The 22876-nt window shown below is 55.0% G+C and carries 20 protein-coding genes and 1 tRNA gene; 5 read left to right on the top strand and 16 right to left on the bottom strand.

What is annotated here, in order from left to right; genetic code table 11:
- Positions 1–115: 115 nt before the first annotated feature.
- Positions 116–946 (bottom strand): phosphoenolpyruvate hydrolase family protein, encoded by an 831-nt coding sequence (locus FVB43_RS11185; protein ID WP_133846147.1) that lies wholly within the window; start codon positions 944–946, stop codon positions 116–118.
- A 2-nt stretch (positions 947–948) separates the two neighbouring features.
- Positions 949–2169, bottom strand: coding sequence for a Tm-1-like ATP-binding domain-containing protein (locus FVB43_RS11180; RefSeq protein ID WP_167864025.1), 1221 nt, complete (start codon positions 2167–2169; stop codon positions 949–951).
- A gap of 266 nt (positions 2170–2435) precedes the next feature.
- On the opposite strand from FVB43_RS11180, the gene FVB43_RS11175 reads away from it, so the two are divergent.
- On the top strand, positions 2436–3086 hold the full coding sequence (locus FVB43_RS11175; RefSeq protein ID WP_133846145.1) for a TetR/AcrR family transcriptional regulator: 651 nt from the start codon (positions 2436–2438) through the stop codon (positions 3084–3086).
- 269 nt (positions 3087–3355) lie between these two features.
- Here FVB43_RS11175 and FVB43_RS11170 read toward each other — a convergent pair whose 3' ends face one another.
- From FVB43_RS11170 to FVB43_RS11150, 5 genes are all read right to left on the bottom strand, one after another.
- Positions 3356–5497, bottom strand: a complete 2142-nt coding sequence (locus FVB43_RS11170; RefSeq protein WP_159337575.1) for an ornithine decarboxylase — start codon at positions 5495–5497, stop codon at positions 3356–3358.
- Between the two features lie 434 nt (positions 5498–5931).
- On the bottom strand, positions 5932–6663 hold the full coding sequence (locus FVB43_RS11165) for a GGDEF domain-containing protein (protein WP_133846143.1): 732 nt from the start codon (positions 6661–6663) through the stop codon (positions 5932–5934).
- Positions 6660–7058, bottom strand: coding sequence for a DUF1987 domain-containing protein (locus FVB43_RS11160; protein WP_133846142.1), 399 nt, complete (start codon positions 7056–7058; stop codon positions 6660–6662). The genes FVB43_RS11165 and FVB43_RS11160 overlap by 4 nt, the downstream gene beginning before the upstream one ends.
- A gap of 17 nt (positions 7059–7075) precedes the next feature.
- Positions 7076–7630, bottom strand: coding sequence for a SiaB family protein kinase (locus tag FVB43_RS11155; protein WP_133846141.1), 555 nt, complete (start codon positions 7628–7630; stop codon positions 7076–7078).
- Positions 7631–7659: 29 nt separating this feature from the next.
- Positions 7660–8892 (bottom strand): SpoIIE family protein phosphatase, encoded by a 1233-nt coding sequence (locus tag FVB43_RS11150; RefSeq protein ID WP_133846140.1) that lies wholly within the window; start codon positions 8890–8892, stop codon positions 7660–7662.
- Between the two features lie 275 nt (positions 8893–9167).
- Between FVB43_RS11150 and FVB43_RS11145 the strand changes: the two genes are divergently transcribed.
- Positions 9168–9243 (top strand) — tRNA-Phe (locus FVB43_RS11145).
- A gap of 251 nt (positions 9244–9494) precedes the next feature.
- Here the strand turns inward: FVB43_RS11145 and FVB43_RS11140 are convergent.
- Complete coding sequence (locus FVB43_RS11140; RefSeq protein WP_259151115.1) at positions 9495–9980, bottom strand: nucleotidyl transferase AbiEii/AbiGii toxin family protein; 486 nt, start codon at positions 9978–9980, stop codon at positions 9495–9497.
- Positions 9981–10168: 188 nt separating this feature from the next.
- Here FVB43_RS11140 and FVB43_RS11135 point away from each other — a divergent pair, with 188 nt between their 5' ends.
- Positions 10169–12550 carry a beta-glucosidase family protein gene (locus FVB43_RS11135; protein WP_167864024.1) on the top strand — a complete coding sequence of 794 codons (2382 nt, stop codon included), beginning with the start codon at positions 10169–10171 and terminating at the stop codon, positions 12548–12550.
- Positions 12551–12924: 374 nt separating this feature from the next.
- The gene (locus FVB43_RS11130; protein ID WP_167864023.1) at positions 12925–14073 is read left to right on the top strand and encodes a glycosyltransferase family 9 protein; all 1149 of its coding nucleotides are present in this window, start codon (positions 12925–12927) and stop codon (positions 14071–14073) included.
- Positions 14074–14117: 44 nt separating this feature from the next.
- Here the strand turns inward: FVB43_RS11130 and FVB43_RS24885 are convergent, their stop codons facing one another.
- The 8 genes from FVB43_RS24885 to FVB43_RS11090 are packed head-to-tail and all read right to left on the bottom strand — an operon-like array spanning position 14118 to position 21447.
- Positions 14118–14276, bottom strand: coding sequence for a TonB family protein (locus FVB43_RS24885; protein ID WP_133843530.1), 159 nt, complete (start codon positions 14274–14276; stop codon positions 14118–14120).
- Between the two features lies 1 nt (position 14277).
- Positions 14278–15342, bottom strand: coding sequence for an iron-containing alcohol dehydrogenase family protein (locus FVB43_RS11120; protein WP_167864151.1), 1065 nt, complete (start codon positions 15340–15342; stop codon positions 14278–14280).
- Between the two features lie 24 nt (positions 15343–15366).
- A complete protein-coding gene (locus FVB43_RS11115) occupies positions 15367–17700 on the bottom strand; it encodes a molybdopterin-dependent oxidoreductase (RefSeq protein WP_242462144.1) in 2334 nt (777 codons plus the stop codon).
- Entirely contained in the window at positions 17700–18461 is a 762-nt protein-coding gene (locus FVB43_RS11110) for an SDR family NAD(P)-dependent oxidoreductase (protein WP_133843532.1), read from the bottom strand. Before FVB43_RS11110 ends, FVB43_RS11115 begins: the two co-directional genes overlap by 1 nt.
- 6 nt (positions 18462–18467) lie before the next feature.
- Positions 18468–18923 carry an S-ribosylhomocysteine lyase gene (locus tag FVB43_RS11105; RefSeq protein ID WP_133843534.1) on the bottom strand — a complete coding sequence of 152 codons (456 nt, stop codon included), beginning with the start codon at positions 18921–18923 and terminating at the stop codon, positions 18468–18470.
- A gap of 34 nt (positions 18924–18957) precedes the next feature.
- Complete coding sequence (locus FVB43_RS11100; protein ID WP_133843536.1) at positions 18958–19626, bottom strand: methionine ABC transporter permease; 669 nt, start codon at positions 19624–19626, stop codon at positions 18958–18960.
- The gene (locus FVB43_RS11095) at positions 19619–20632 is read right to left on the bottom strand and encodes a methionine ABC transporter ATP-binding protein (RefSeq protein WP_167864022.1); all 1014 of its coding nucleotides are present in this window, start codon (positions 20630–20632) and stop codon (positions 19619–19621) included. The genes FVB43_RS11100 and FVB43_RS11095 overlap by 8 nt, the downstream gene beginning before the upstream one ends.
- An 8-nt stretch (positions 20633–20640) precedes the next feature.
- On the bottom strand, positions 20641–21447 hold the full coding sequence (locus FVB43_RS11090) for a MetQ/NlpA family ABC transporter substrate-binding protein (RefSeq protein ID WP_133843540.1): 807 nt from the start codon (positions 21445–21447) through the stop codon (positions 20641–20643).
- A gap of 216 nt (positions 21448–21663) precedes the next feature.
- Between FVB43_RS11090 and FVB43_RS11085 the strand changes: the two genes are divergently transcribed.
- Positions 21664–22842, top strand: a complete 1179-nt coding sequence (locus FVB43_RS11085; protein WP_133843542.1) for an aminotransferase class I/II-fold pyridoxal phosphate-dependent enzyme — start codon at positions 21664–21666, stop codon at positions 22840–22842.
- Positions 22843–22876 lie beyond the last annotated feature (34 nt).

Here is a 22876-nt window from a genome sequence, read left to right as displayed (position 1 = left end):
TTGAAGTCAAAATACACTTCAATGACGTTGACGCAATGTCAGATGCCTGGACTTGCGCAGCGCTACGCATAAAAAAGGCGCAGTAAGCTGCGCCTGGGGAATCTCGGGTGAGGTATTACCGACTGATATTCTTGAACTTACGTGTGGTTTCGGTGAGTGCCACTTCGGTTGGCAGGCGCTCCATTGAGCTGGCGCCGTAGAAACCATCGCACTGCGGGCAATTATCCATAATGTACTGCGCATCTTCCGGGCTGGAGATCGGTCCGCCGTGACACAGCACGATCACGTCCTCGCGCACCGCTTTAGCGGCTGCGGCCCAGGCATTCACCAGCGGCACACAGTCCTTCAACTGCAACGCCGTCGAGGCACCGATATTCCCTCCGGTGGTCAGCCCCATATGCGGCACAATAATATCCGCACCCGCGGCGGTCATCGCCTCTGCGTCGGCGGCGCTGAACACATAGGGCGTGGTCAGCATCTCTTTCTGATGTGCCAGGGCGATCATCTCCACTTCCAGGCCGTAGCCCATGCCGGTCTCTTCCAGGTTGGCGCGGAAGTTACCGTCAATCAGCCCGACGGTCGGGAAGTTCTGTACACCGGAAAAGCCGAGGGCTTTCAGGTCATCGAGGAATTTATCGAAATTGCAGAAAGGATCGGTGCCATTCACGCCCGCCAGTACCGGGGTATGTTTCACCACTGGCAGTACCTCTTTGGCCATATCAACCACGATCTCATTGGCATTGCCGTAGGCCAGCAACCCGGCGAGTGAGCCGCGTCCGGCCATCCGGTAGCGCCCGGAGTTATAGATCACGATCAGATCGATCCCCCCGGCTTCTTCGCATTTTGCTGACAGCCCAGTGCCCGCGCCGCCGCCGATAATCGGTTCACGACGGGCAATCATCTCTCTGAATTTCGTCAGCATCTGCTGACGGCTAAAAGCAGGCATGGTTATCTTCCTTTCGACGCCAGTTGGCGAAATTGAGCAACGGCTTCAGCGGCGAACTGCCGATCGTTGATGTTCCAGGGCAGGCAAATAATCTGGCGCTGTGCGGTCTGTATACAGCTTGCCTCCAGCGTGGAGATAAACGCCTGGTTGGCCTCGGGCGACCAGAATGGCTGGCCAGGCGCATCCAGCGCAGAAAAGCCCCCTTCAGGGATCAGAAAACGCACTTCCCCTTCGCAGCGGTTCAGCTTCTCAGCGATCCAGCGTGCCATCTCAATATTCTCCTCCACGGTAGTACGCATCAGCGTCACCTGAGCATTGTGATGGTAGAACAGGCGTGAGGCGTATTTCTGCGGCACGCTGGCAGGATGACCAAAGTTCACCATATCCAGCGCCCCGCAGGAGAGCACGCAAGGCAGCCTGCTGCGGGCCAGCGCATTGAAGCGATCTTCACCGCAGGCCAGCACACCGCCAAACAGCAAATCACAGACTTCAGTGGTTGTCAGGTCAAGCATCCCGGACAGCATATTGCTGTCTGCCAGTTTCTCCATCGCTTTCCCCCCGCTGCCGGTGGCATGGAACACGAGGCAGTCATAATCGGCTTCCAGCGCGGCACTGGCGGCCTCTATGCACGGCGTGGTGACGCCAAACATCGTCAGGCCTATGGCAGGTTTATCATTTTCATCAGGAGGAAGTGGGAAGCGGACTGCGCCGGCAATCTGGTGGGCGGCATTCCCCAGCACGCGGCGGGAAATCCGGTTCAGCCCGGCAACATCGGTCACCGAATAGAGCATGGCAATATCGCTGGCACCGACATAGCCAGACACATCGCCAGAGGCCATCGTGGAAACCATCAGCTTGGGTACACCGACGGGCAGCACCTGCATCGCTGGTGTGATCAGCGCCGTACCGCCTGAGCCACCCAGCCCAATAATCCCCGCGACATCATTACGCTGACTAAGGAAAATCTCAAAAGCTTGTGCCATGGCGTTAATCGCCTTACCGCGGTCGCCACAGAAGACAGCATCGCGCCCCTGGGGATGATAATCCGCCACCATGGCGGCCGGGATATTCCCCTCAAAAGCGCGGCTAAGTGGTTGAGTAGACAGGTCAACTGTCACCACGGGTACGCCGACCTGAGCAATCAGATCGCGCACATAAAACAGTTCCCTTCCTTTAGTATCCGCTGTAGCAACAACGTAGATAGATCCAGTATCATTTTTCATGGGCGTTACGATAACCTGTTATTTAGATCAATAAAGAGTTGATAATCTTGATATAAAAACGTAAATAACTTTGAATCACTGAAGAGATTGAGTCTGGAAAACTCACAGTAGCACCTTCAAGATTGATAAATCAATTGAATGAAATATGAGTCTCGTCGAGTTTTGACTACGCTTATAACAGCGGGGAATGGCGCAGGCCGCCCCCCGTTGTCAACACTGGTGAACGTGCTGTCACGCCCACCAGCCCGATAAAGAAACAGGTTAAACTGGATAATGAGGTTATTGTGGAGCAAAGGGATTCCGCTAGCGTTTTGGGGCTCACATCAACACGAGCCAGAACGCGCCGCTTACTAATTGATACCGCGATGAAGATGTTTGATAACGGCGCATTTCCATCGATTACCGAAGTTGCGCAGGAGGCACAGCTGTCACGCGCCACTGCTTATCGCTACTTCCCCACGCAGAGTGCGCTGGTCTCGGCCATTGTGTCTGAAACACTCAGCCCCATCAAAAACTGGCAGCCCACTCAGCAAGATGCCAACGCACGCATTGATGAGCTGCTGAGTTTTGCCTTCCCGCGTATGCTGAAACACGAGGGAACGTTGCGTGCGGCGCTGCATTTGTCGCTGACGCAGTGGGCGCAGTCGCAGTCGGTTGATGCCGTGCCACTGAAAGAGAAGCTGGTGCGCGGAAATCGCAAAGCGATGCTGATGCAGGTGGTGGAACCGCTCAACAAAGAGCTGACACCCGATTTGATGGATCGCGTGGTGCGTTCACTGTCGTTGGTTTACGGTTCGGAGATTTTTCTGGTGATGAAAGATATCTGGGGCTGTGATAACGACGAACTGCAGGATATTGGCAAATGGATCGCGAAAGCGATTGTGCGCCAGGCACGGGAAGAAGCGCTCAATACCTGAGGTCGGATACACACCTGGGCGAGGCATGCCTCGCCCCTACGATGCTGCCAGATGACACCGCGTTTAGTAGGGGTCGGGCACGCGACGCTGCCAGATAACACCGTATTTCGTAGGGGTCGGGCGCGCGATGCTGCCAGATGACACCGCGTTTAGTAGGGGTCGGGCACGCGACGCGGCAAGATAACACCGCATTTCGTAGGGGTCGGGCACGCAATGCTGCCAAGTGATACCGCGTTTAGTAGGGGTCGGGCACGCCCGACCCGGTTTTTTTACACCAAAACGTATCCCTGCAAACGCTTAACACCCTGCTCGTCGGTTTCGGCATACACCCCCTGCAACTCCGGCGAGAAGCCCGGCAGCAGGTTAATGCCCTCCTCCAGCGCGAGGAAATACTGCTGCACGGCCCCGCCCCACTCTTCACCCGGCACCACACACAGCACGCCTGGTGGATACGGTAACGCGCCTTCAGCCGCAATACGCCCGGCTGCCTGTGAAATGGGCACCAGCTCCACATTGCCACGAATAAATTCGATATTGGCATCCTGCGGGTTCATCACCATTTTTGGCAGGCTCTGCTGGCGGAACATCGCCTTTTGCAGATCCTTCACATCATGGCTGACATACAGGTCGTGCATCTCCTGGCACAGTCGCTTCAAGGTGTAACCTTCGTAGCGCGCCGCATTTTTCCGGTAGATCGTCGGCAGCACATCGCGCAGTAACGCATCTTCTTTGATGTGTTGTTCGAACTGGGCCAGTTTCGCCACCAGCTTCGCCATCTTCTCCATGCTCTCTGCCGGTGTCAGCAGGAACAGAATGGAGTTCAGATCGCACTTCTCCGGCACCACGCCATTTTCACGCAGATAGTTCGCCAGAATCGTTGCCGGAATACCGAAAGAGGCATATTTCCCGCTGGCAGCATCAATGCCCGGCGTGGTCAGCAGCAGCTTGCACGGATCGACCAGATACTGATCTTTCTCATAACCGCCAAAGCCATGCCACGACGCGCCCGGTGCAAAGCTGAAGTAGCGCGCATCGGAAGCGATCGTCGCCGTCGGCGCATCCTGCCAGGGTTTGCCGTCAACCTCATCGGGAATAAACGGCTTAATCATCTCGCAGCGCGCCAGAATCGCCTTACGTGCATCAATGCCCAGCACCACGCACTCATGCCACAGACGTCGTCCCGCTTCGCCCTGATGCATTTTGGCGTTGATATCCAGCGCAGCAAACAGCGGGTAGAACGGGCTGGTAGATGCATGCAGCATAAACGCATTGTTCAGGCGTTTGTGGCTACAAAAACGCTGCTGGCCACGGATATGGTTATCTTTCTTGTGGATCTGCGAAGTCTGCGAGAACCCGGCCTGCTGTTTATGCACGGACTGCGTAACAAAAATGCCGGGATCGGACGGCTTCAGGTCAAGCAACAGCGGCGAACAGGCTTCCATCACGGGAATAAACTGCTCATAGCCCACCCAGGCGGAGTCAAACAGGATGTAGTCGCACAGGTGGCCGATGCTGTCGAGCACCTTGCGCGCGTTATACACCGTGCCATCGTAGGTGCCGAGCTGGATCACCGCCAGACGGAACGGACGTTCATCCCCGGCACGTTCCGGTGCCACCTGTTTAATCAGGTCACGCACATAGGCTTCATCAAAGCAGTGCGCATCAATGCCACCAATAAACCCAAACGGGTTGCGGGCAGTTTCCAGATATACCGGCGTCGCACCGGCCTGGATCAGCGCACCATGATGGTTAGATTTATGGTTATTGCGATCGAACAACACCAGATCGCCACGGGTCAGCAGCGCATTGGTCACCACTTTATTGGCGCTGGAGGTGCCATTCAGCACAAAGTAGGTTTTATCCGCGTTGAAGACTTTCGCTGCAAACTTTTGCGCATGTTTGGCTGAACCTTCGTGGATCAGCAAATCACCGAGTTTCACGTCAGCGTTGCACATATCGGCACGAAACACGTTCTCACCAAAGAAGTCAAAGAACTGACGTCCGGCCGGATGCTTTTTAAAGAATTCACCGCCCTGATGCCCCGGGCAGGCAAAGGTGGTGTTATCCATCGCTACGTATTTGGTCAGCGTCTGGAAAAACGGCGGTAACAACCTGGCCTGATACCCGGCTGCGGCGGTTTCCAGCAGCGAAGCATCGCCCTCTTCCCCCGTCAGCACGCCATCAACTTCAGGCAGGTCAACCGCCTGCGCGGCATCGTCGAGGGCAATAAACACCGGCAGGTTAAAACCGGTATGACGCAGCAGCGCCAGCACGCCTGAGCGTGAGTCAGAAACGGACAGAACCACCGCGGCGACATCGGTGAAATCAGTATTATCCAGCGTAACGACTTCGCGCCCGGTCTGGAGATGGATTGCCACAGTGGTGCTGGCTGCAATTTTAAGAGGAGTCATGCACAAATCCCTAACGGTCAAGGATGAGTGGGTGCCAGAGGCACAGCAATAGGAACGGCAGCAAAGCGCACGCGTTCCCGGCGAACAGTCATGTTGGGTTTTCAGCAGAATGACTTCAGCTTCAACCGATAGACATCAGTAAAATCAGATCTCGTCTGTTTTTACGCATGGCCAACAGTTAAGCGTAGAAAGACCTCACCGCATGGTGAGAGAATTTATCGACAAGGTATGACAGCAATAAGATCGACCAGGCTGCATCGGCAGATGCGGGTTACAGATGCTGAACAACAGCAGTGAACCTCTCATGGCGGTGACCTCAGTGTGCAGGGATGACGGGGTTGTCAAAATTTGCGCAATAATGGCATTTTTTAGTACCGGGTTCAATGCCAGCGGCCCGGCAGAATAGCGGATACCCGCAGAAAAAAATGTCGGGTTTATCCCAGGGCGGCACGCTGGCTGGCATAATGAATCCGGTTACGCCCGGCACGCTTCGCCTCATACAAGGCGGCATCCGCCTCGGCATACAGGGTGTCAAAACTACTGCGTGAAGCCCCCCAGCTGACGCCCAGACTGACGGTCACCAACCGATCCGGCAGGGAGTTCAGCACGGACGCATTCAGCGAGGCATGAATATAACCGGCTACCACCGCCGCCTGCCCCATGCTGGTCCCCGGCAGCAGGATGGTAAACTCCTCGCCCCCCACGCGCCCCACACTGCCGCTCTCTGGCACCGAGTTCTCAATCCGTTTGATCAGTTCACTGATCACCGCATCGCCGGTGGGATGGCCGTACTGGTCATTAATGGCTTTGAAATGGTCAATATCGAGCAGGATCAGGGAGGCGTCATCCTGATGCAGTGCGCTGCCGATCTGGTTGATGATGGCGCTGCGGTTATACACGCCGGTCAGCGGATCGTGCGTGGCTTCGTACTCCAGCCGTAACGCCAGCTGGCGCAGTTGCTCGTTGAGAAGCGTCAGTTCGCGCTCAGCACGGTCACTGCGGGAAATCAGGCGCCACGACTCACGCATCATGCGCTGATAGTGGCCGCTGAGGGTCAGTAACGCCGCACGACAGGTTTCCGCATCAAGGTGCTCGCGTGCGGCAATATCCCGCGCCTGCTCAAGAATGGCATTTTCATGCGTGAACAGCTCATCGATGCTCATCATTCCGCGCCCCCCGGATGCATATGGAAGGTGATCGCTGAAAAATCGATACTCAGCTCCTGACCGAACTCTTCGGAAATATCGTCTTCGCTGTCGTAATACCAGTGCAGCTCGGTGCGAACCCCGTTGACGGCCGCTTCGTTCAACACGCCAAACAGGCCGAATAACATTTTGGTGCTGGAGCTGTTGAAGTAGCTGAGTGCCACATGGATGCTGACCAGGCTGAGGTTGCGGAAAAAGGCGCTGCCCTGCCACTCTTCCACCGCGGCCATCAGCGGACGGTAAAAAGCGGCGGCATTTTCTGGCCAGGATTCCCCGCTGAGCGACAGCCTGCCGCTGGCGAAATCAAAGTCCACGGCGGGAGTGCTGCTGGTTGCAGGCATGGAGATGTTGTTCATAGCTAAGGTGTGCCCTGTCAGATAGTCGCTTTCAGGTAGAACGCCGAGAGATCCGTCGATGCAACCTGGTGAAAAGTAAATTCCAGCGGTTGGCTGGCGTCCCGCGCCAGAGTCAGCAGGCCGATATTCGCCCCTTTGCTCCAGGCCGGACTTTCTGTACGCAGTGACTGCTTGTAGGTCACTTTAATTTCTTCCGCGCTCATATTGCGCAGCGCCAGCAGGCATTCACTCAGGCGCGCGGATTCATCCGGTCGCACCAGGTTAGCGCTTTCCAGCACATACTTACCGTCATGCAGACCAAAACAGATCGCGCCAAAGCGCATTTCGTCATTATCTTTGCAGAGCGCCCGGCTGTCTGAGGAGTAGCGCAGGATATTTTGCACCATCTCCACAAAAGTGGAGAACAGCTTACGCCGGGTGACAAACGATGCCTCGTTCTGCTCCAGATAGAGGCGGATCACCTCCCCCATCGCCGTAATATTGTGCTGGGAGAAAAAACCGGTGTAACGCAGCGCCACCACATCGTGCGGCGTGTCCGCCAGCAGCCCGCTGATTATCGGATCAGTGTTCATAGTGCTCTTTTGCCCGTTGCCCCGGTTCATCAGTAACGAAACCCTAAAAATGTCATATCATCGCGCCGCAGCTGCTGCCCCTGCCAGGCGAGCAAGGTCTGCTGAAGCCCTTCCGCCAGCTCGCTCATCGGGCGCGTCCGGTTGCGTTCCAGCTCTGCCTGAATACGCTTGCGGCCAAACATAATCTGGCGTTCGCCCCCGATCTGATCGGTCAGACCATCGGTAAAGGTCAAGAACAGATCCTGGGGTTTTAGCGGCAGTTCATGGCGCGCCCACTCGTAGTCCACCGGGGTATCGGTGTAACCCACGCCCATGCGATCGCAGCTCAGCAGAATGGCCTGCTCGCTCACCGTCGAGAGCAGAAAACCGGAGATACGCGCACCGGCCCAGATCATGCGGTCTTCGCGGGTATCAACAAACAGCGCCAGCGCATCACAGCCGTCGTTCGACAACGAGGTCTGCTCCGACTGCTGCAACTGCCCCAGCGTCTGTTTAATGTAGCGATTGATATGCTGGAGTAACTGCTCCGGCTGCTCCGGTTCACACTGCGTCAGCGCCTTTTCCAGCGCCGAAGAGAGGATGACCGTCATAAACGCGCCCGGTACGCCGTGCCCGGTGCAATCTGCCATTAACAGCAGCCAGCCGTGAGGAAAGGTGTGAAAGGCGTAAAAGTCACCGCCAACGCAGTCACGCGGCTGCCAGCACAGGCAACTATCACGTAGCTGCTGCACCAGTAAGCGCTGTGACTGGTCGAGCATCGCTTCCTGGATCACCCGCGCATATTCAATGCTCTGCATAATTTGCTGATGCTGACGCGCCTGCTGATCCGAGACGGTTTTGATCAGATCAATACCCAGCCCGATGCCGATATACTCACCCGCACTGGTGAGAATAAAGCCATCTGTCAGTGACTTATCGCCCGATGCCACCATTTGCTGCGCCACGCTATCCAGCGTGCTGGCCGCATCGATCACCAGCGGCATTTTATCCATAAAGGCGATGCAGCTTTTGCGGTCATACAGTTCACGGAAGAACGGCCGCGACATCTGCGATAAAAACAGATGACGGTTAATCAGCCCCAGCGGATGGCGTTGCTCCACCACCGGCAGGCTGGTCAGTGACGGTTGTTTGGTAAACAGCTCCATCACGGCCAGGTTATCGGCATCCGGTGTGACAAAAGGCACCTCAATACAGAGATCGCGCGCGGTAAGATGCGGCGATGGCAGACGTTGGGGTGTTAAAGGCGGTAAGTCTAAGTGCATGATACGCGGCCAGTAATCCTCAGTTAGCCCCAGCCTGACAGGCGATTGTGACAGTTTCATGCCAGCATTGAGAATAATCCTAACAACCCGGTTTTATCGCGTATAAAGCGAAAAACCCAGCATAAACCAGGGCATAAAATGCAGTCAGGATGGGTGATAAAACAGGCTAAAAGAGGGGCTTTCACAACAGACTGGTGGAAAAGAGTGCAATCAGTCGGCTTTTCACCATAAAGCCGTTGACGCTGGCAGTGGCATAAGGTTTAATGCGCCCCGTTGCCCGGATAGCTCAGTCGGTAGAGCAGGGGATTGAAAATCCCCGTGTCCTTGGTTCGATTCCGAGTCCGGGCACCACTATTTAGAAGAACCCGCCTATGGCGGGTTTTTTGCTTTCTGGATTACGGACTCTCCATCGAACTCCGTTCGATGACTCGTCTCATCCATGAGACTCGCCCCTACGGGGCTGGCGCTAAAGCACCATGCAAAAACGCTCCCGGCGTTTTTGTCCGAGTCCGGGCACCACTATTTAGAAGAACCCGCCTGTGGCGGTTTTTTTGCGTTTGGGGGGTTGGGTAGATTTCAGGTAAGGATAACTTGAATATATCTTACAGAATGAATAGATCTGGATTATCGTTCCCCTCATAAAGCTCACTTTTCAACTGCACCAATAGCTCCGTTAACGTAGCCTGTAAAAATAGTGAGAACCCTTCTCTGGCTAGCGAGGTTTCATAAACTGGAGCGGGAATAAATCGTTTCATTTCCTGATGAAAATCACCGCCAGAGATAATATTCGGCAAGGAATCAACTCGCGCCTGGATTTTTTCACAAAAATCCTCAATGTGATAATCCAACAACTTTTTACTTACCAGAGCGGAATTCACACTCGCCCCCTGTTGTTTAAGCCATACAAGATCCCACATATCACGATAGCGGATATACTTCGTTGATGCAGGGAAAGCGACAAGTTTATCCGCCATCACTTCATCTAACGTTTCAACGTTAATTAATATGTCACTGTATCCATCGGGTAAAATAGAATAGTTACGGACCAGTTGTCTGACGGTGCGGGTATAGGCAGTAATATTAGCGATTTCAATCTTGCACGGTTAACTCTACAAAAATAACACCAAATAGCGTCTTTTTTGTAAACATAAACAGGCTGCATCAAAATTTACTCATCCAAAGGCATGCTAACAACCTGCAACCTACGTCACTAAAATATATCAACATTTTTGGTAATCTCATTTTTTAGCCTCCGTAAAAATGCTAAGGGATGAGTATGAAATCACATAAGGCCGGACTGTCGGCTGCCGTTATCCTCCTGTCTACACCCGCCTGGGCCGCTCCACAGTTAAAAGATGCTGAGTCGATATCTGCGGTCATTGCCGCCATGACGCCGGAAGAGAAAGCTGCTCTGGTGACGGGCACCGGCATGAACAATGCCGAAAAAGTGGCGGGCGCGGCGGGTTCAACCTTCGCCATCCCCCGGCTGGGCATCCCGCAAATTGTCTTTGCCGATGGCCCGGTTGGCGTCAGGCTCGGGGCAGGCCCCACCGGCGGTGAGAAGCGTTTCGCCAGCGCGTTCCCGGTGTCCATCGCCATGGCAGCCACGTGGGACCCGGCGCTGATCCAGCAGGTCGGCGGCGCGATAGGCAATGAAGCGAAACAGTATGGCGTCGACTTAATGCTCGGCCCGGCGATTAATATTCAGCGCAACCCGCTGAACGGCCGCAACTTTGAATACTTCTCCGAAGATCCGTGGCTGAATGCCATGATCACGGTGAGCTATATCAACGGGATGCAGGCGCAGGGCGTGGGCGCAGTGGTGAAACATTTTGCTGCGAATAATCAGGAAACACGCCGACAGACGGTGAACGAAATTATTTCTCCGCGTGCGCTGCGGGAAATCTATTTCCCCGGTTTCGAATACGCCATGGAAAAAGCCCGGCCCTGGGCGGTGATGAGTTCTTATCCGTCGATTAACGGCACCCCCGCCTCACAAAACGCCTGGCTGCTGAAAGACGTGCTGCGCGACCAGTGGAAGTTTAACGGCCTGGTGATGTCGGACTGGTACGGTGTCAGCGATCCAGTCAGGGCATTGCAGAATGGCAACGATCTTAATATGCCGGGCGGGCTGTCGAAAAAGGACACGCCGTTCCTGCGCCGCAATACCGACCCGAAAGACGTGATCCTCGCGGCCATCAAATCCGGCGAGATCACGCAGGATCAGATCAACGAAAACGTCCGCAATATCCTGAGTGTGGTGATCAAAACCCACCGCTTTAAAGGTGGCGAACCCACCCGCGATCCTATGCCTGCCGATCATGCGTTACTGGCGCGTCAGTCGGCGGCCGATGCCATGGTGTTGCTGAAAAACGATGCAGAAACGCTGCCGCTCACTACTTCGCTGCGTGTGGCAACGTTCGGCCATAACATCAGTAATTTCTTCGTGGTTGGCGGGGGAAGCGCGGAGGTCAATATCGATCCTAAACGGCTGGTGACGTTACCGCAGGGGCTGAAAAACGCCGGGTTAACGCTGATCGATGCCGCCGGGGGACAAACGCTGGATGAGCAGGCCAGCGATGCCGCTATCACCAGCGCGGCGCAGCAGAGTGATATTGCCCTGATTTCAATCGGGCGCAGTTCTACCGAGGGGGCGGATCGCTATTCCATGGCGATGCATGCGGATGAGGTGGCGATGATTGCCAGGGTGTCTGCGGCGTTCCATCAGCAGAATAAAAAGGTGGTGGTGCTGCTGAATATTGGTGCCCCTGTCGAGATGGCCTCGTGGGAGCATCACGCAGACGCGATTCTGCTTACCTGGCAACCCGGTGAACAGGCGGGTAATGCGGTAGCGGATATCCTGAGCGGAAAAGTGAACCCTTCCGGTAAGCTGCCGCTCACCTTCCCTAAACGTTTGGAAGACTCACCGGGTTTTGGCAATTATCCGGGCAGCGCAAAAACGGTGATCTACGGTGAAGGGATTTATGTTGGCTACCGTGCTTTTGACATCCGGCAAGTCGCGCCGATGTATCCGTTTGGCTATGGCCTCTCCTACTCCGGCGTACAGTATGGCAAGGCCAGCCCGGATAAGCCGGTATTCAATATTGATCAGCAGGGCAGCATTGCGATCAGCCTCCCGCTGCGCAACCTGTCGCAGAGAGACACCAAAGAGGTGGTTCAGCTTTACGTGCACGATGAAGCTTCGCGCCTCGACAGGCCGGTTCAGGAGCTGAAAGCGTTTGAAAAAGTCAGCCTGGCAGCAGGCGCAGAGCAGCAGGTCACGCTGAAACTTGATAAGCGCTCCTTCTCCTATTTTGATGAGGACAAAAATGACTGGGTGCTTGAGCCAGGCCGCTTCACGCTTCGCATTGGCAGCTCGTCGCGCGATATCCGTACCGAGGTTCCGCTGATCGTCACCTCATCGACCCCGGCATTCTCTCTGGAGACACCGTGGATCGACGTGCAAACCTATGAAAAAGCCGCCGCGATTGTGGCAAACATCATCGGTGATGAGGAGACAAACGCGTGGATTCAGGGTGCTCCCACGCTGGGTGAGAAGCTGGATGCCGCTTTGCAGCAGCAACCCGAACCGGTGAAGGATGAAGCTAAAGGGAAGGCGATCAAGCAGGAGATCTTACGGCAAATTAATGCGCTGTAATTTTCCAGGGCGGTAAAAATGGACGGCCGGTTACATCGGCCGTTATTCTTCTATCGATAATCATTAGCCTTTCAGGCCACGTCATTCTCATGCAGTCAAATCACTAAACAAGCTGAGATGAATTTTAGATACCACCATTCGAATCATTGGGGATGAAACAGACTGACAGCCAATTGCCCGGTGATTTTCCTGCGCAGCAGTGATAAACTATGGCACACAACATGTGACCAACCTGCCAAACCATTTCCTCTGAAACTGATTCATTCAAAAAGTAAAAATTACTCACTGAATTAATTGCATTTGTAATTAATTAAAGTTGAAATAAAACATGACAACATTACACTTTTCACATCTACTTTATAAGGATATTCGCCATGACCGAACAACTTGCCATTTCAGTATCTAGTGGGCATTTTAAAAAACTAAGAGAACTTAATCGACGCAAAAATTACTTTATGAAAAAAGTAAGATTAGATGCCAAATTACTCGTTGCAAAGATCATATGGGATAAGTATAAAAAAAACACATTAAACGTAGATTCCATAAAAACGATCTTACTTATACGTAATGAAGGGACCATCGGCGACACCGTTGTTTACTCTCCTCTTATTAAAAATTTGCATACGGCAGGTTATAAAGTTGATATATTACTGACGAAGTCCAGCAGTGTTGTGGTGAAGTATAATCCATTTATCAGAAATATTTATGAAGCAGATGATGCCAGCACAGAGGTTTATCTGAAAAGCTTCAACCATACTGTTTCGGAAATAACCATTGAAAAATTGAAAAATAACCAGTATGACCTGGTCATTGATCCATCATTGTTTGATACTCCCGTTCACAGAATGCGGCTATTGCGTGAAATAAATCCTAAGTCAGTGCTGGCATTCAACAAGAAAAAGCGTTTCAATCATTACAGTAAATCACTTAATTTCTTTGAACGAGACAAAGAGCATGTCACTCAGGCAGCTTCACTTATTTCTGAGTTTCTGATAAAAAAACCAATCACTCATGACGCTTATAGTCTGCATTTCCCTGATGCTTTTTTCGATGATGTCAGAAGCTTCCTCAGTGCATTTAATAACAAAAAAGTCATCATTAATGTTTTTACCGGAAGTAAAGAGCGGAATTTTTCACAAGAACAGCTGGCAGAGATAATAGCAGGCCTTAATGAAAAATATGATAATCTCAACATTATCCTCCTCGACCACAGGAAAGAGATCGATATTCCTCTCCCCGATAATGTCGTCATTAATCCCTTCAACACGCTGCATCACGTTATGGCATTAATTCATGAGTGTGATCTTATTATCTCCCCGGATACGGCTATCGTGCATATCTCAGCCGCATGGAAAAAAAATCTTATTGCCGTATATAAAAATGTTGTCGACAACAATGATTTATGGGCACCTGGTTACGACAATGCCAGCCAGATCATCGTTAACAACCGGGCAATTTCACAAGTGAAAGAGGTGCCTGAATTGATCGCTCAGGAGATAAAACGCCGACATCTTCTTGACTAAGAAATGATAATCCCGGCCCTCAGGCCGGGATGAAAGATAACGCGCTATTCAACCGACGATTTCATATTAATGCTAAAGGTAAAGTCCTTCGTTAATCCCTGCCAGGGTTTATGCGGGGTAAATTTCCACTTCCTGATTGCTCTTAACGCTTCCTCATCAAATATTCCCGCAGGTTCTGAGGATGCCACTCGCGCATTGATCACATCATTCTATCGTCGCCACCAATGCCTGCTCCAGTTTCTCCTGCGTAATCGTGAACGGCAGATGGGTGAGGCTGACGGCGGGGAAATGAATCTCATGGGCAATCTGGCGGAAACGCGCAGCAACATCGCCCGTCAGCGCGCTCAGCGTCAGCGGGCTGTCGTACTGCTGTAATAAGCTCAGCAGATTGTCATCGGGCTGCTGCCCGCGCTCAAGCAGTGACTGGATCAGCAGGCAGTACCCCACTTTCTCACCGTGTAGCAGATCGTGCAGCTCCGGTTCGTGGGTCAGGCGGTTGTGGATCTCATGCGCCACGCCCGGCGTGGGCAGGTCGTCATGCACGCTGTTGGCAAGCCCGGCCAGTACGATATTGGCCTCAATCACCTTCTCCAGCGCCGGGGTCACCTGCTGGTTTTGATTGGCGATCACCGCTTCACTGCCCCACTGCGCATACACCTCCAGCGCCTGGCGGGCCACCGACACCTTCAAATCCAGCCCCAGACGCCCCGGGTTCTGGCGCTGATACGGTTCCAGTTCAAACCATTTTGCCAGCGCATCGACAATGCCCGCCTTCAGATAGCGCACATCGGTGTGAGCAATCACTTCACTGTCCACCAGCACTAATGCAGGTTTTTTGGTGACCAGCAGGCCGTGATGATGGCCGCCCTGGGCGTTGTAGACGATGGCGAACGGCGACCATGCCGCACAGGTCGCCGCGAGGGTGGCAAAGTTAATCAGCACCACGTCATCCAGTGTGTCTGCCGCCGCTTTGGCACAGTCCATTACCCTGCCACCGCCCAGGGCTAAAATGCCCTGCGCGCCCTGGGTAACCACGTTTTCCCGCAACCGCTCGATGGCCTCGTCAGTACATTCACCGTCAAGGTACTCCAGCTGCCAGCGTATATCCGCGCTCTCCAGGCTGTGAGACAACTCAGGGTTCACCGCCTGCCAGGCGCGTGGCGACGTCAGAATACGTAGCTCGCGGGCATAAGGTTTGATGTGTTCGCCCGCCTGTTTGCGCAGGCCGGGCTGTTGCAGATACGCCGTGGGCGCGGTAATCGTTAGCATCATAAACTCCGGATCAAATAAGATTTATCGCGCAGGTGAGGCTTCGGGGTCGGGGATAAACTCCGGCGGGTCCCAGGCGGTGATCGGCGGCAGCGGCGCATCGAAGCGGACAATCTCCACACGACAGCTCTGCGCCGTACACCCCTGGCCTAGCCGCGAACTGCCCCGATCGTCGGTTAATACGTTCGGGTTACCGTGTTTATCCAGCGGCTGCACATCGCGGGTATTGATCGGGTCATACCAGGCACCCGTCGACATCTGCACCACACCCGGCCTTATGCCGTCACTGAGATGCACCCCGGCGAGCAGTGAGCCGCGTGCGTTAAACACGTTGATGATATCGCCCTCCGACAGGCCGCGCTGCGCGGCATCCTGCGGGTGCAGCCACAGCGGTTCGCGCCCGGCAATCTTTGTCTGCTGGCTGATTTTGCCGTGATCGTACTGGCTGTGCAGCCGCGTGCGTGGCTGGCTGGAAAGCAGATGCAGCGGCCAGCGCGGGTCGTCAGCCTCCGGCGCCAGCCAGAACGGATGCCCCGGGCACTCCGCATAGCCGAACCCGGCGACAGTGGACGAGAACAGTTCAATTTTGCCGGAAGGCGTGCTGAGCGGTGCACGCTGCGGATCGGCACGAAACGCCTCCAGCAGGATCTGCGGCGTTTCCGGGCGCGGATACTCCAGCTTGCCGCGCTGCCAGAACGCGTCGAACAGCGGCAGCTCAATGCCCTCTTCCTGCGCACGCGGCCGGGCCTCGTTGTACATCGCTTCCAGCCAGCCGCGCGTATCACGCTGCTGGGTAAAGTCGTCGCCAAAACCGAGCCGGTTAGCCAGATCGCTGAAAATCGCGTAGTCATCGCGAGCCTGTCCGACTGGCGCAAGGTGCTGGCGCATGGCAATCATAAAGCCGTCATTGCTGGCGCTGCCAATATCTTCCCGCTCCAGCGAGGTGGTGGCAGGCAGCACGATATCGGCAAATTTGGCCTGCGCCGTCCAGTACTGCTCATGGACGATAATCGTTTCCGGGCGACGCCAGGCGCGGGTCAGCTTATTCAGATCCTGGTGATGATGAAACACGTTGCCGCCCGCCCAGTACACCAGGCGGATATCAGGCCAGGTCTGCGTTTTACCATCAAATTGATAAGATTCGCCGGGATGCAGCAGCATATCGGCGATGCGTGCGACCGGGATGCGGGTGGTCACCGCATTCACGCCCGCAGGCAGGCGTGGCCCGGAAAAGCGATGGCGGTCCGATCCGGCAAGATTCGTTGAGGCATAGCCAAACCCCAGCCCGCCGCCGGGGGTGCCGATCTGCCCCAGCAGCGCCGTGGTCGCCACCACCGCCCAGAATGCCTGCTCGCCCTGGCGTGCACGCTGCACCGACCAGGCAACATTGATCATGGTTTTATGGTGCGCCATCTCGCGCGCCAGTTCGCGAATGCTGTCAGCGCTTAAGCCGGTGAGCGGCGCGGCCCACGCCGGGGTTTTCACCACGCCGTCATGCTCTCCCAGCAGATAAGCACGGTACGGTTCAAATCCCACCGTGTGGCTGGCAACAAAGTCGCTGTCATATAAACCTTCGTCCACCAGTACCTGGCACACCGCCAGCAGCAGCGCCGTGTCGCTGCCGGGTTTAATCGCCAGCCAGCGCGCATCATCAACCGCCGACAGATCGTTTTTCACCGGGCTGATATTGATAAAGCGCGTGCCGTTACTGCGCAAGGTGTCCAGCCAGTGTTGCAGGGCGTGATCGTTCGCGCCACCGCCGTTAACCTGCGCATTGCGTAGCGGCAGGCCGCCGATCGCCACAAACAGCTCACAGTGCTCTGCCAGCACCGGCCAGTGGGTGTGCTGGCGCTGGAGATCATCCAGATCGCCGAGGATATGCGGCAAAATGCGCTCCCCTGCAGCAATGCTGTAGGTATTGGTGCTGCCCGCGTAGCCACCGAAGCCATTGAGGAAACGGTGCAACTGGCTCTGCGCATGGTGAAAACGTCCGGCACTCGACCAGCCATAAGATCCGGCATAGATCGCCTCATTACCGCGCTCCGTTTTTACCCGTTGCAGTTCATCTGCCACCAGCGCCAGCGCTACGTCCCAGCTCACCTCCACAAAGGGTTCGCGCCCGCGCCCGTTACGGGAGGCCGCGCGGTTGTTTAAATAACCCAGCCGTACCGCCGGACGCTGGACGCGTGACGATCCCTGCACGGCGCCCGGAAGGGATTGGCCGATTTTCGACGGATTGCGATCCCACTCCACCGGGCTGATCCCGGTGAGCTGACCGTCGGTGACGGCAACGCGATAGGTTCCCCAGTGCATTACCGCCAGGTCGTGGTTGTCGGGTTTATCGGGTTGTGTGCTCATCAGTGCATCGTCATGCCGCCCGTGACGTTAATCGCCTGGCCGGTCATATAAGAGGAGAGAGGGCTGGCGAGAAAAGCCACCACGTTGGCGACATCAAGAGGCTGTGCCGTGCGCCCCAGCAGTACCTGGGAGCAGTCTTCCGCGTAGATCGCTTCCGGCGTCAGGCCGCGCAGTTCTGCCCCTTCGCGCCGTTCACGCCACTTCATTTCGGTTTCCACAATGCCGGGGCACACCGCATTCACCAGGATATTGTCACGCGCCAGCTCAATCGCCATCACCTTCGTCAGGCCCAGCACCGCATGTTTGGAAGCAACATATTGCCCCATCAGCCGGTAGCCGTTTTTTCCTGCCTGGGAAGCGATATTGATAATGCGCCCGGCCTGTCGCACCTTCATCACGCGAATGGCGGCTTCGGACAAATAACTGAGGCCTTTGACATTCACATCGAGAATACGCTGCCAGTCATCATCGTTCATCGCATCCACCGGGCTCATTGCCGAGACGCCGCAGCTGTTCACCAGAATATCGACGCCGCCAAAGGTGGCGACAGCGTCATCAATCAGCGCCTGTGCCGCCGGGCGTGATGCCACGTCCACCGGCACGATCAGCTGACGCTCTTGCTGCTGGCGCGAGGGGGCAGCGATGTCGCCAATCACCACATTCGCCCCTCCCTCGAATAACAGATCGGCAATCGCTTTGCCGATCCCCTGCAAACCGCCGGTGACCACGGCGGTCTGCCCACTGAAATCGAGCATCAGCATCGCAGATTACCTCCTGAAGGCGTCGTCGCTGATGCCTGCTGCAAGGACCTGCTTCGCATACTCCTGAGCGGAGAACAGCGAATGGTCACGGTAGTTGCCACAGGCCAGCGCCGTCACGGCAGGCACATCCGTTGCCGTCACCACACGTTCCAGCACACGTGTTAATGCCGCGGCGATCTCCGCAGGCTGATGCTCATCCCACAGGATCAGATAGAACCCGGTGCGGCATCCCATCGGCGAGATATCGATAACGCCTTCCAGCTCTTCGCGCAGGCCAAAGGCCAGCAGGTGCTCCAGCGTATGCAAGGCCGCCGTGGGAATGGCGTCAGCATTCGGTTGCAGGAAGCGCAGGTCGAATTTCTGCACCACGCTGCCCAGCGCATGGCGTTCATAACCCGCCTGGCGCACATACGGCGCTTTGACAAGGGTGTGGTCGAGGGTGAAGCTCTCTACAACTGGCATGTTATAACTCCTTAAAACGTTAAAAAGAGGGCCGTTATTCGCGTCGGATGCGGCGCGACAGACGGGTGCCGAGTGTCTGAATTAGCTGGACGATGACGATCAGCACCAGCGCTGTCACCAGCGTGGCAAAGGCGTCAAACCGCTGGTAACCGTAAGTGATCGCCAGGTCACCAATCCCGCCGCCACCGACGGTGCCCGCCATGGCGGTCGCCCCCAGCAGCCCGATGGTTGCCGTGGTCAGGGCGAGGATCAGTGAAGACGCGGCCTCCGGCAGCATAAAGTGCCAGATGGTCTGACCGACCGTCGCGCCCATCGCATCGGCCGCTTCAAGAATGCCTTCATCAACTTCCAGCAGGGAGCTTTCCACCAGCCGCGAAATATACGGGGCGATAAATACAATCAGCGGCACAATCGCGCCCGCCGTCCCAATGGTGGTGCCCACCAGCAACCGGGTGAAGGGCAGAATGGTGATCAGCAAAATAATAAACGGCAGCGAACGCAGGACGTTGATCACCGGGTTCAGCACCTGATGGACAAAACGGTTCGGCAGGATGCCGCCAGGACGGCACACCACCAGCACAATCCCCAGCGGGACCCCCAGCAATGAACCAAAACCCAGCGACACGGCGATCATCACCAGGGTGTCATGCAGCGCCAGCAGGAACTGATCGCCGGTCACGGCGGTATCGATAAAGTCAAACATGGGTGATTTTCACTCCTGCTTCGCGGAGGTAACGCACGGCGCTGTCGGTCTGCTCTGCCTCGCCCAGGATCTGCACGATCATAAAGCCGAGGATCGTGCTCTGAACCTCGGACATACTGGCGAACAGGATATTCACTTCGATGGCGTAGTCTTTGATAATGCGGTTAATGATCGGCTGTTGCGCGGTAGCGCCAACAAACTCCAGCCGCAGCGTTTGTCCGTTACCGGTACGCTGCAACAGATCGACCACGCTTTGCGGCAGGCGATCGTGGATCACCGACTGGACAAAGCTGGCGGTCACCGCATGTTGGGGGTCGGCAAACAGGGTGAAAACCTCCCCCTGCTCGACCACCCGACCGTTTTCCATCACCGCCACCTTGTTGCAGATTTTTTGGATCACCGACATTTCATGGGTAATCAGCACAATGGTGATGCCGTAGCGACGGTTGATCTCCTGCAACAACAGCAAGATCTGCACCGTGGTATGCGGGTCAAGCGCTGAGGTGGCCTCATCACACAGCAGCACCGACGGGTTAGTGGCCAGCGCACGAGCGATCCCCACGCGCTGCTTTTGCCCACCGGACAGCTCGTTAGGGTAGCTGTGGATTTTGTCACTGAGATTGACGAACGCCAGCAACTCCGTCACCCGGGCCTGAATAAACGCCCGGTCGCGTCCCTGTAAAATTAACGGGATGGCGATATTGTGAAATACCGTTTTCGAATTCAGCAGATTGAAATTCTGAAAGATCATGCCGATATCTTTTTTTACGGTATTCAGGCGTTTTCCACTGACGTGCTGTAACGACTCACCGTTAATCACCACCTCACCGCTGCCGGGTGATTCAAGACGATTGATTAAACGCAGCAGGGTACTTTTTCCGGCACCGCTGTAACCAATAATCCCGAACACATCACCTTTATCGATATTCAGGCTGATATTATCCAGCGCCAGAATATCATTACCGTTTCTGGAAAAAGTTTTACTGACCTTGCGAAACTCAATCATGGCATTATTCACTTCAGATAGTCAGGGAACAGATAGCCTTTGTACTGCTCATGCCCGAGAATATACTGTTTGAATTCTGCAGAGTGATAACCGGCAATAATGTCTTTAGCGAACTCAGCCTGTTTATTTTTACCGGCGACGGTCACCACATTAATAAATTTACTGCTGGCCGATTCGAGTTTCAGCGCGGAGTCGAGTTTAATGCCGTTGGAGACCGCAAAGTTCCCCTGAATCAGGCCGTAATCGACATCGGGAAGTGCGCGCACCTGCTGTGCGTTATCCATCTCTTTCAGCACGATTTTATACGGGTTTTCCGTAATGTTACGCTGAGAGAAAGTGGCCGCATCGCTGTTGTCGGCGATCTTAATCCAGCCCAGACTTTGCAGGACCAGGGCTGCGCGATACTCGTTTGCCGCCTGATTGGGCACGGAAATAGTGGTGCCCGGTTTTGGGGTTGCCAGCTGTTTGATCTTACCGGCATAAAGCCCCATCGGCGGTGTGGGCACCTGAACAATCCCGGTGTTATCAATGCCCAGGCGTTCATTGACCGATTGCAGGTAAACAGGATGCTGCATAATATTGGCTTCAATATTACCGCGTGCTACGGCATCGTTAACCTGAATGCCATCGCTAAAATCTTTATACTCGACTTTATACCCTTTTTTGATCAAATAAGGGGCAACACCTTTTTCGAACTGCTCTTTATAAGGTCCGGGATTAAACCCGACACGAATTAATTTATCCTGAGCATTAGCAAAAAATGAAGAGGTCGATAACAAAGCAACAACAACGCCGAGAAGAACGGGCTTTTTCATAAATATTTTCCCTGAAAAGAGTGCGAATAAAATTGATTAAATCACAGCCCTCTTCCGGTTGTAAGTAAAACAGCGGCGTTTAATTTTGCTTTTTTGTGATAAGGATAATCAATCATCACATATCTGTTTATTGCACATCGATAGTGATTTTTATCTTTTAGGCCGACATCAACATTAATGTCATATTGAGCCATCACTGTTTAATTCGAGAATACAATGCCTGATTTCGCTGCCTCCCCTCTGGTTAATGCCCTGGAAGAGAACTTATTTAGCGTGCTGGAAAAACTGGCACGAGAGGTGGATACCTCGGAACTGTCACTGATTGACCTGTCGAGCGGCAGCCCGCGACAGCCAACACCGCCTGCGATTATCGCTACGCTGCAAACCACGGCGGCATCACCCGCCAACCATGAATATCCTTCCTTCTGGGGCAAGCCGCAGGTGCGCCAGGCGATCGCAGATTTTTACCTGAACCACTATGGCGTTGAGCTGGACCCGGAGAGCGAAATCGCCGTGTTTCAGGGGTCGCACATCGGTGTGAACGGCATCCCGCGTGCGGTGGTCAGCCCGGGGCAAACGATCATTTCCACCGATCCCTGCTACCCGATGTACCGCTCAGCGGCAGTGCAGTCACAGGCGCAGTTTTACGGCATCCCGCTGGAGGAGAAGGATAATTTCCTGCCCGACTTCTCACGCGTCCCTGAAGAGGTGGCACGCCAGAGCGGGCTGCTGATCCTGAACTATCCGCACAACCCGACCGGCGCGATGGCCACGCCGGCACTGTTCGACGCGGCGCTCGCCTTTGCCCGCGAGTACCACACCCCGGTGCTGCATGACTTTGCCTACGCGGCGATTGGCAGCCATGCCGCCGACATCCCGGCCAGCCTGCTGGCACAGCCGGGAGCGAAAGAATGGGGCGTGGAAACCTATACGATGTCGAAAACGTTCTGCATGGCAGGATGGCGTTTTGGCTTTGCAGTGGGAAATGCCTCGATTATCCGGGCGTTTAAAAAACTGCACACCCACAGTTACAGCACCGTGTTCGGCGCGATTCAGGATGCCGCCATCACAGCGCTGTCGCTGCCTGCATCGCAGATTCAGCAGTTGGCCAACGTCTATCACCAGCGCCGCGAGTGGGTGCTGCAAAAGCTGGCCGCCATGAACTGGCCTGTACCGCCTAATCAGGGCACCTTCTTCCTCTGGCTGCCTGTACCTGACGGAGAGCGTGCCCAGCCGTTCGCCGAGCGGCTGCTGAAGGAGGCGCATATTATCGTGGCCCCCGGCAGCGGGTTTGGTCAGGGCGGCGAAGGCTATATCCGCATCAGCCTGACCGCCGATGATGCCGCGCTGAATACGGCGCTGACACGTATTGACGCCTTAAAGCTGTTTAGCTGAAGGGCTGGCATCGTAACGCTGCTCTCTGACACAA

The sequence above is a fragment of the Erwinia rhapontici genome (assembly GCF_012271765.1).
Taxonomy (GTDB): Bacteria; Pseudomonadota; Gammaproteobacteria; order Enterobacterales; family Enterobacteriaceae; genus Erwinia; species Erwinia rhapontici.
The sequence above is the reverse complement of the archived record's forward strand: the minus strand, read 5'-3'. Positions and strand labels throughout refer to the sequence as shown.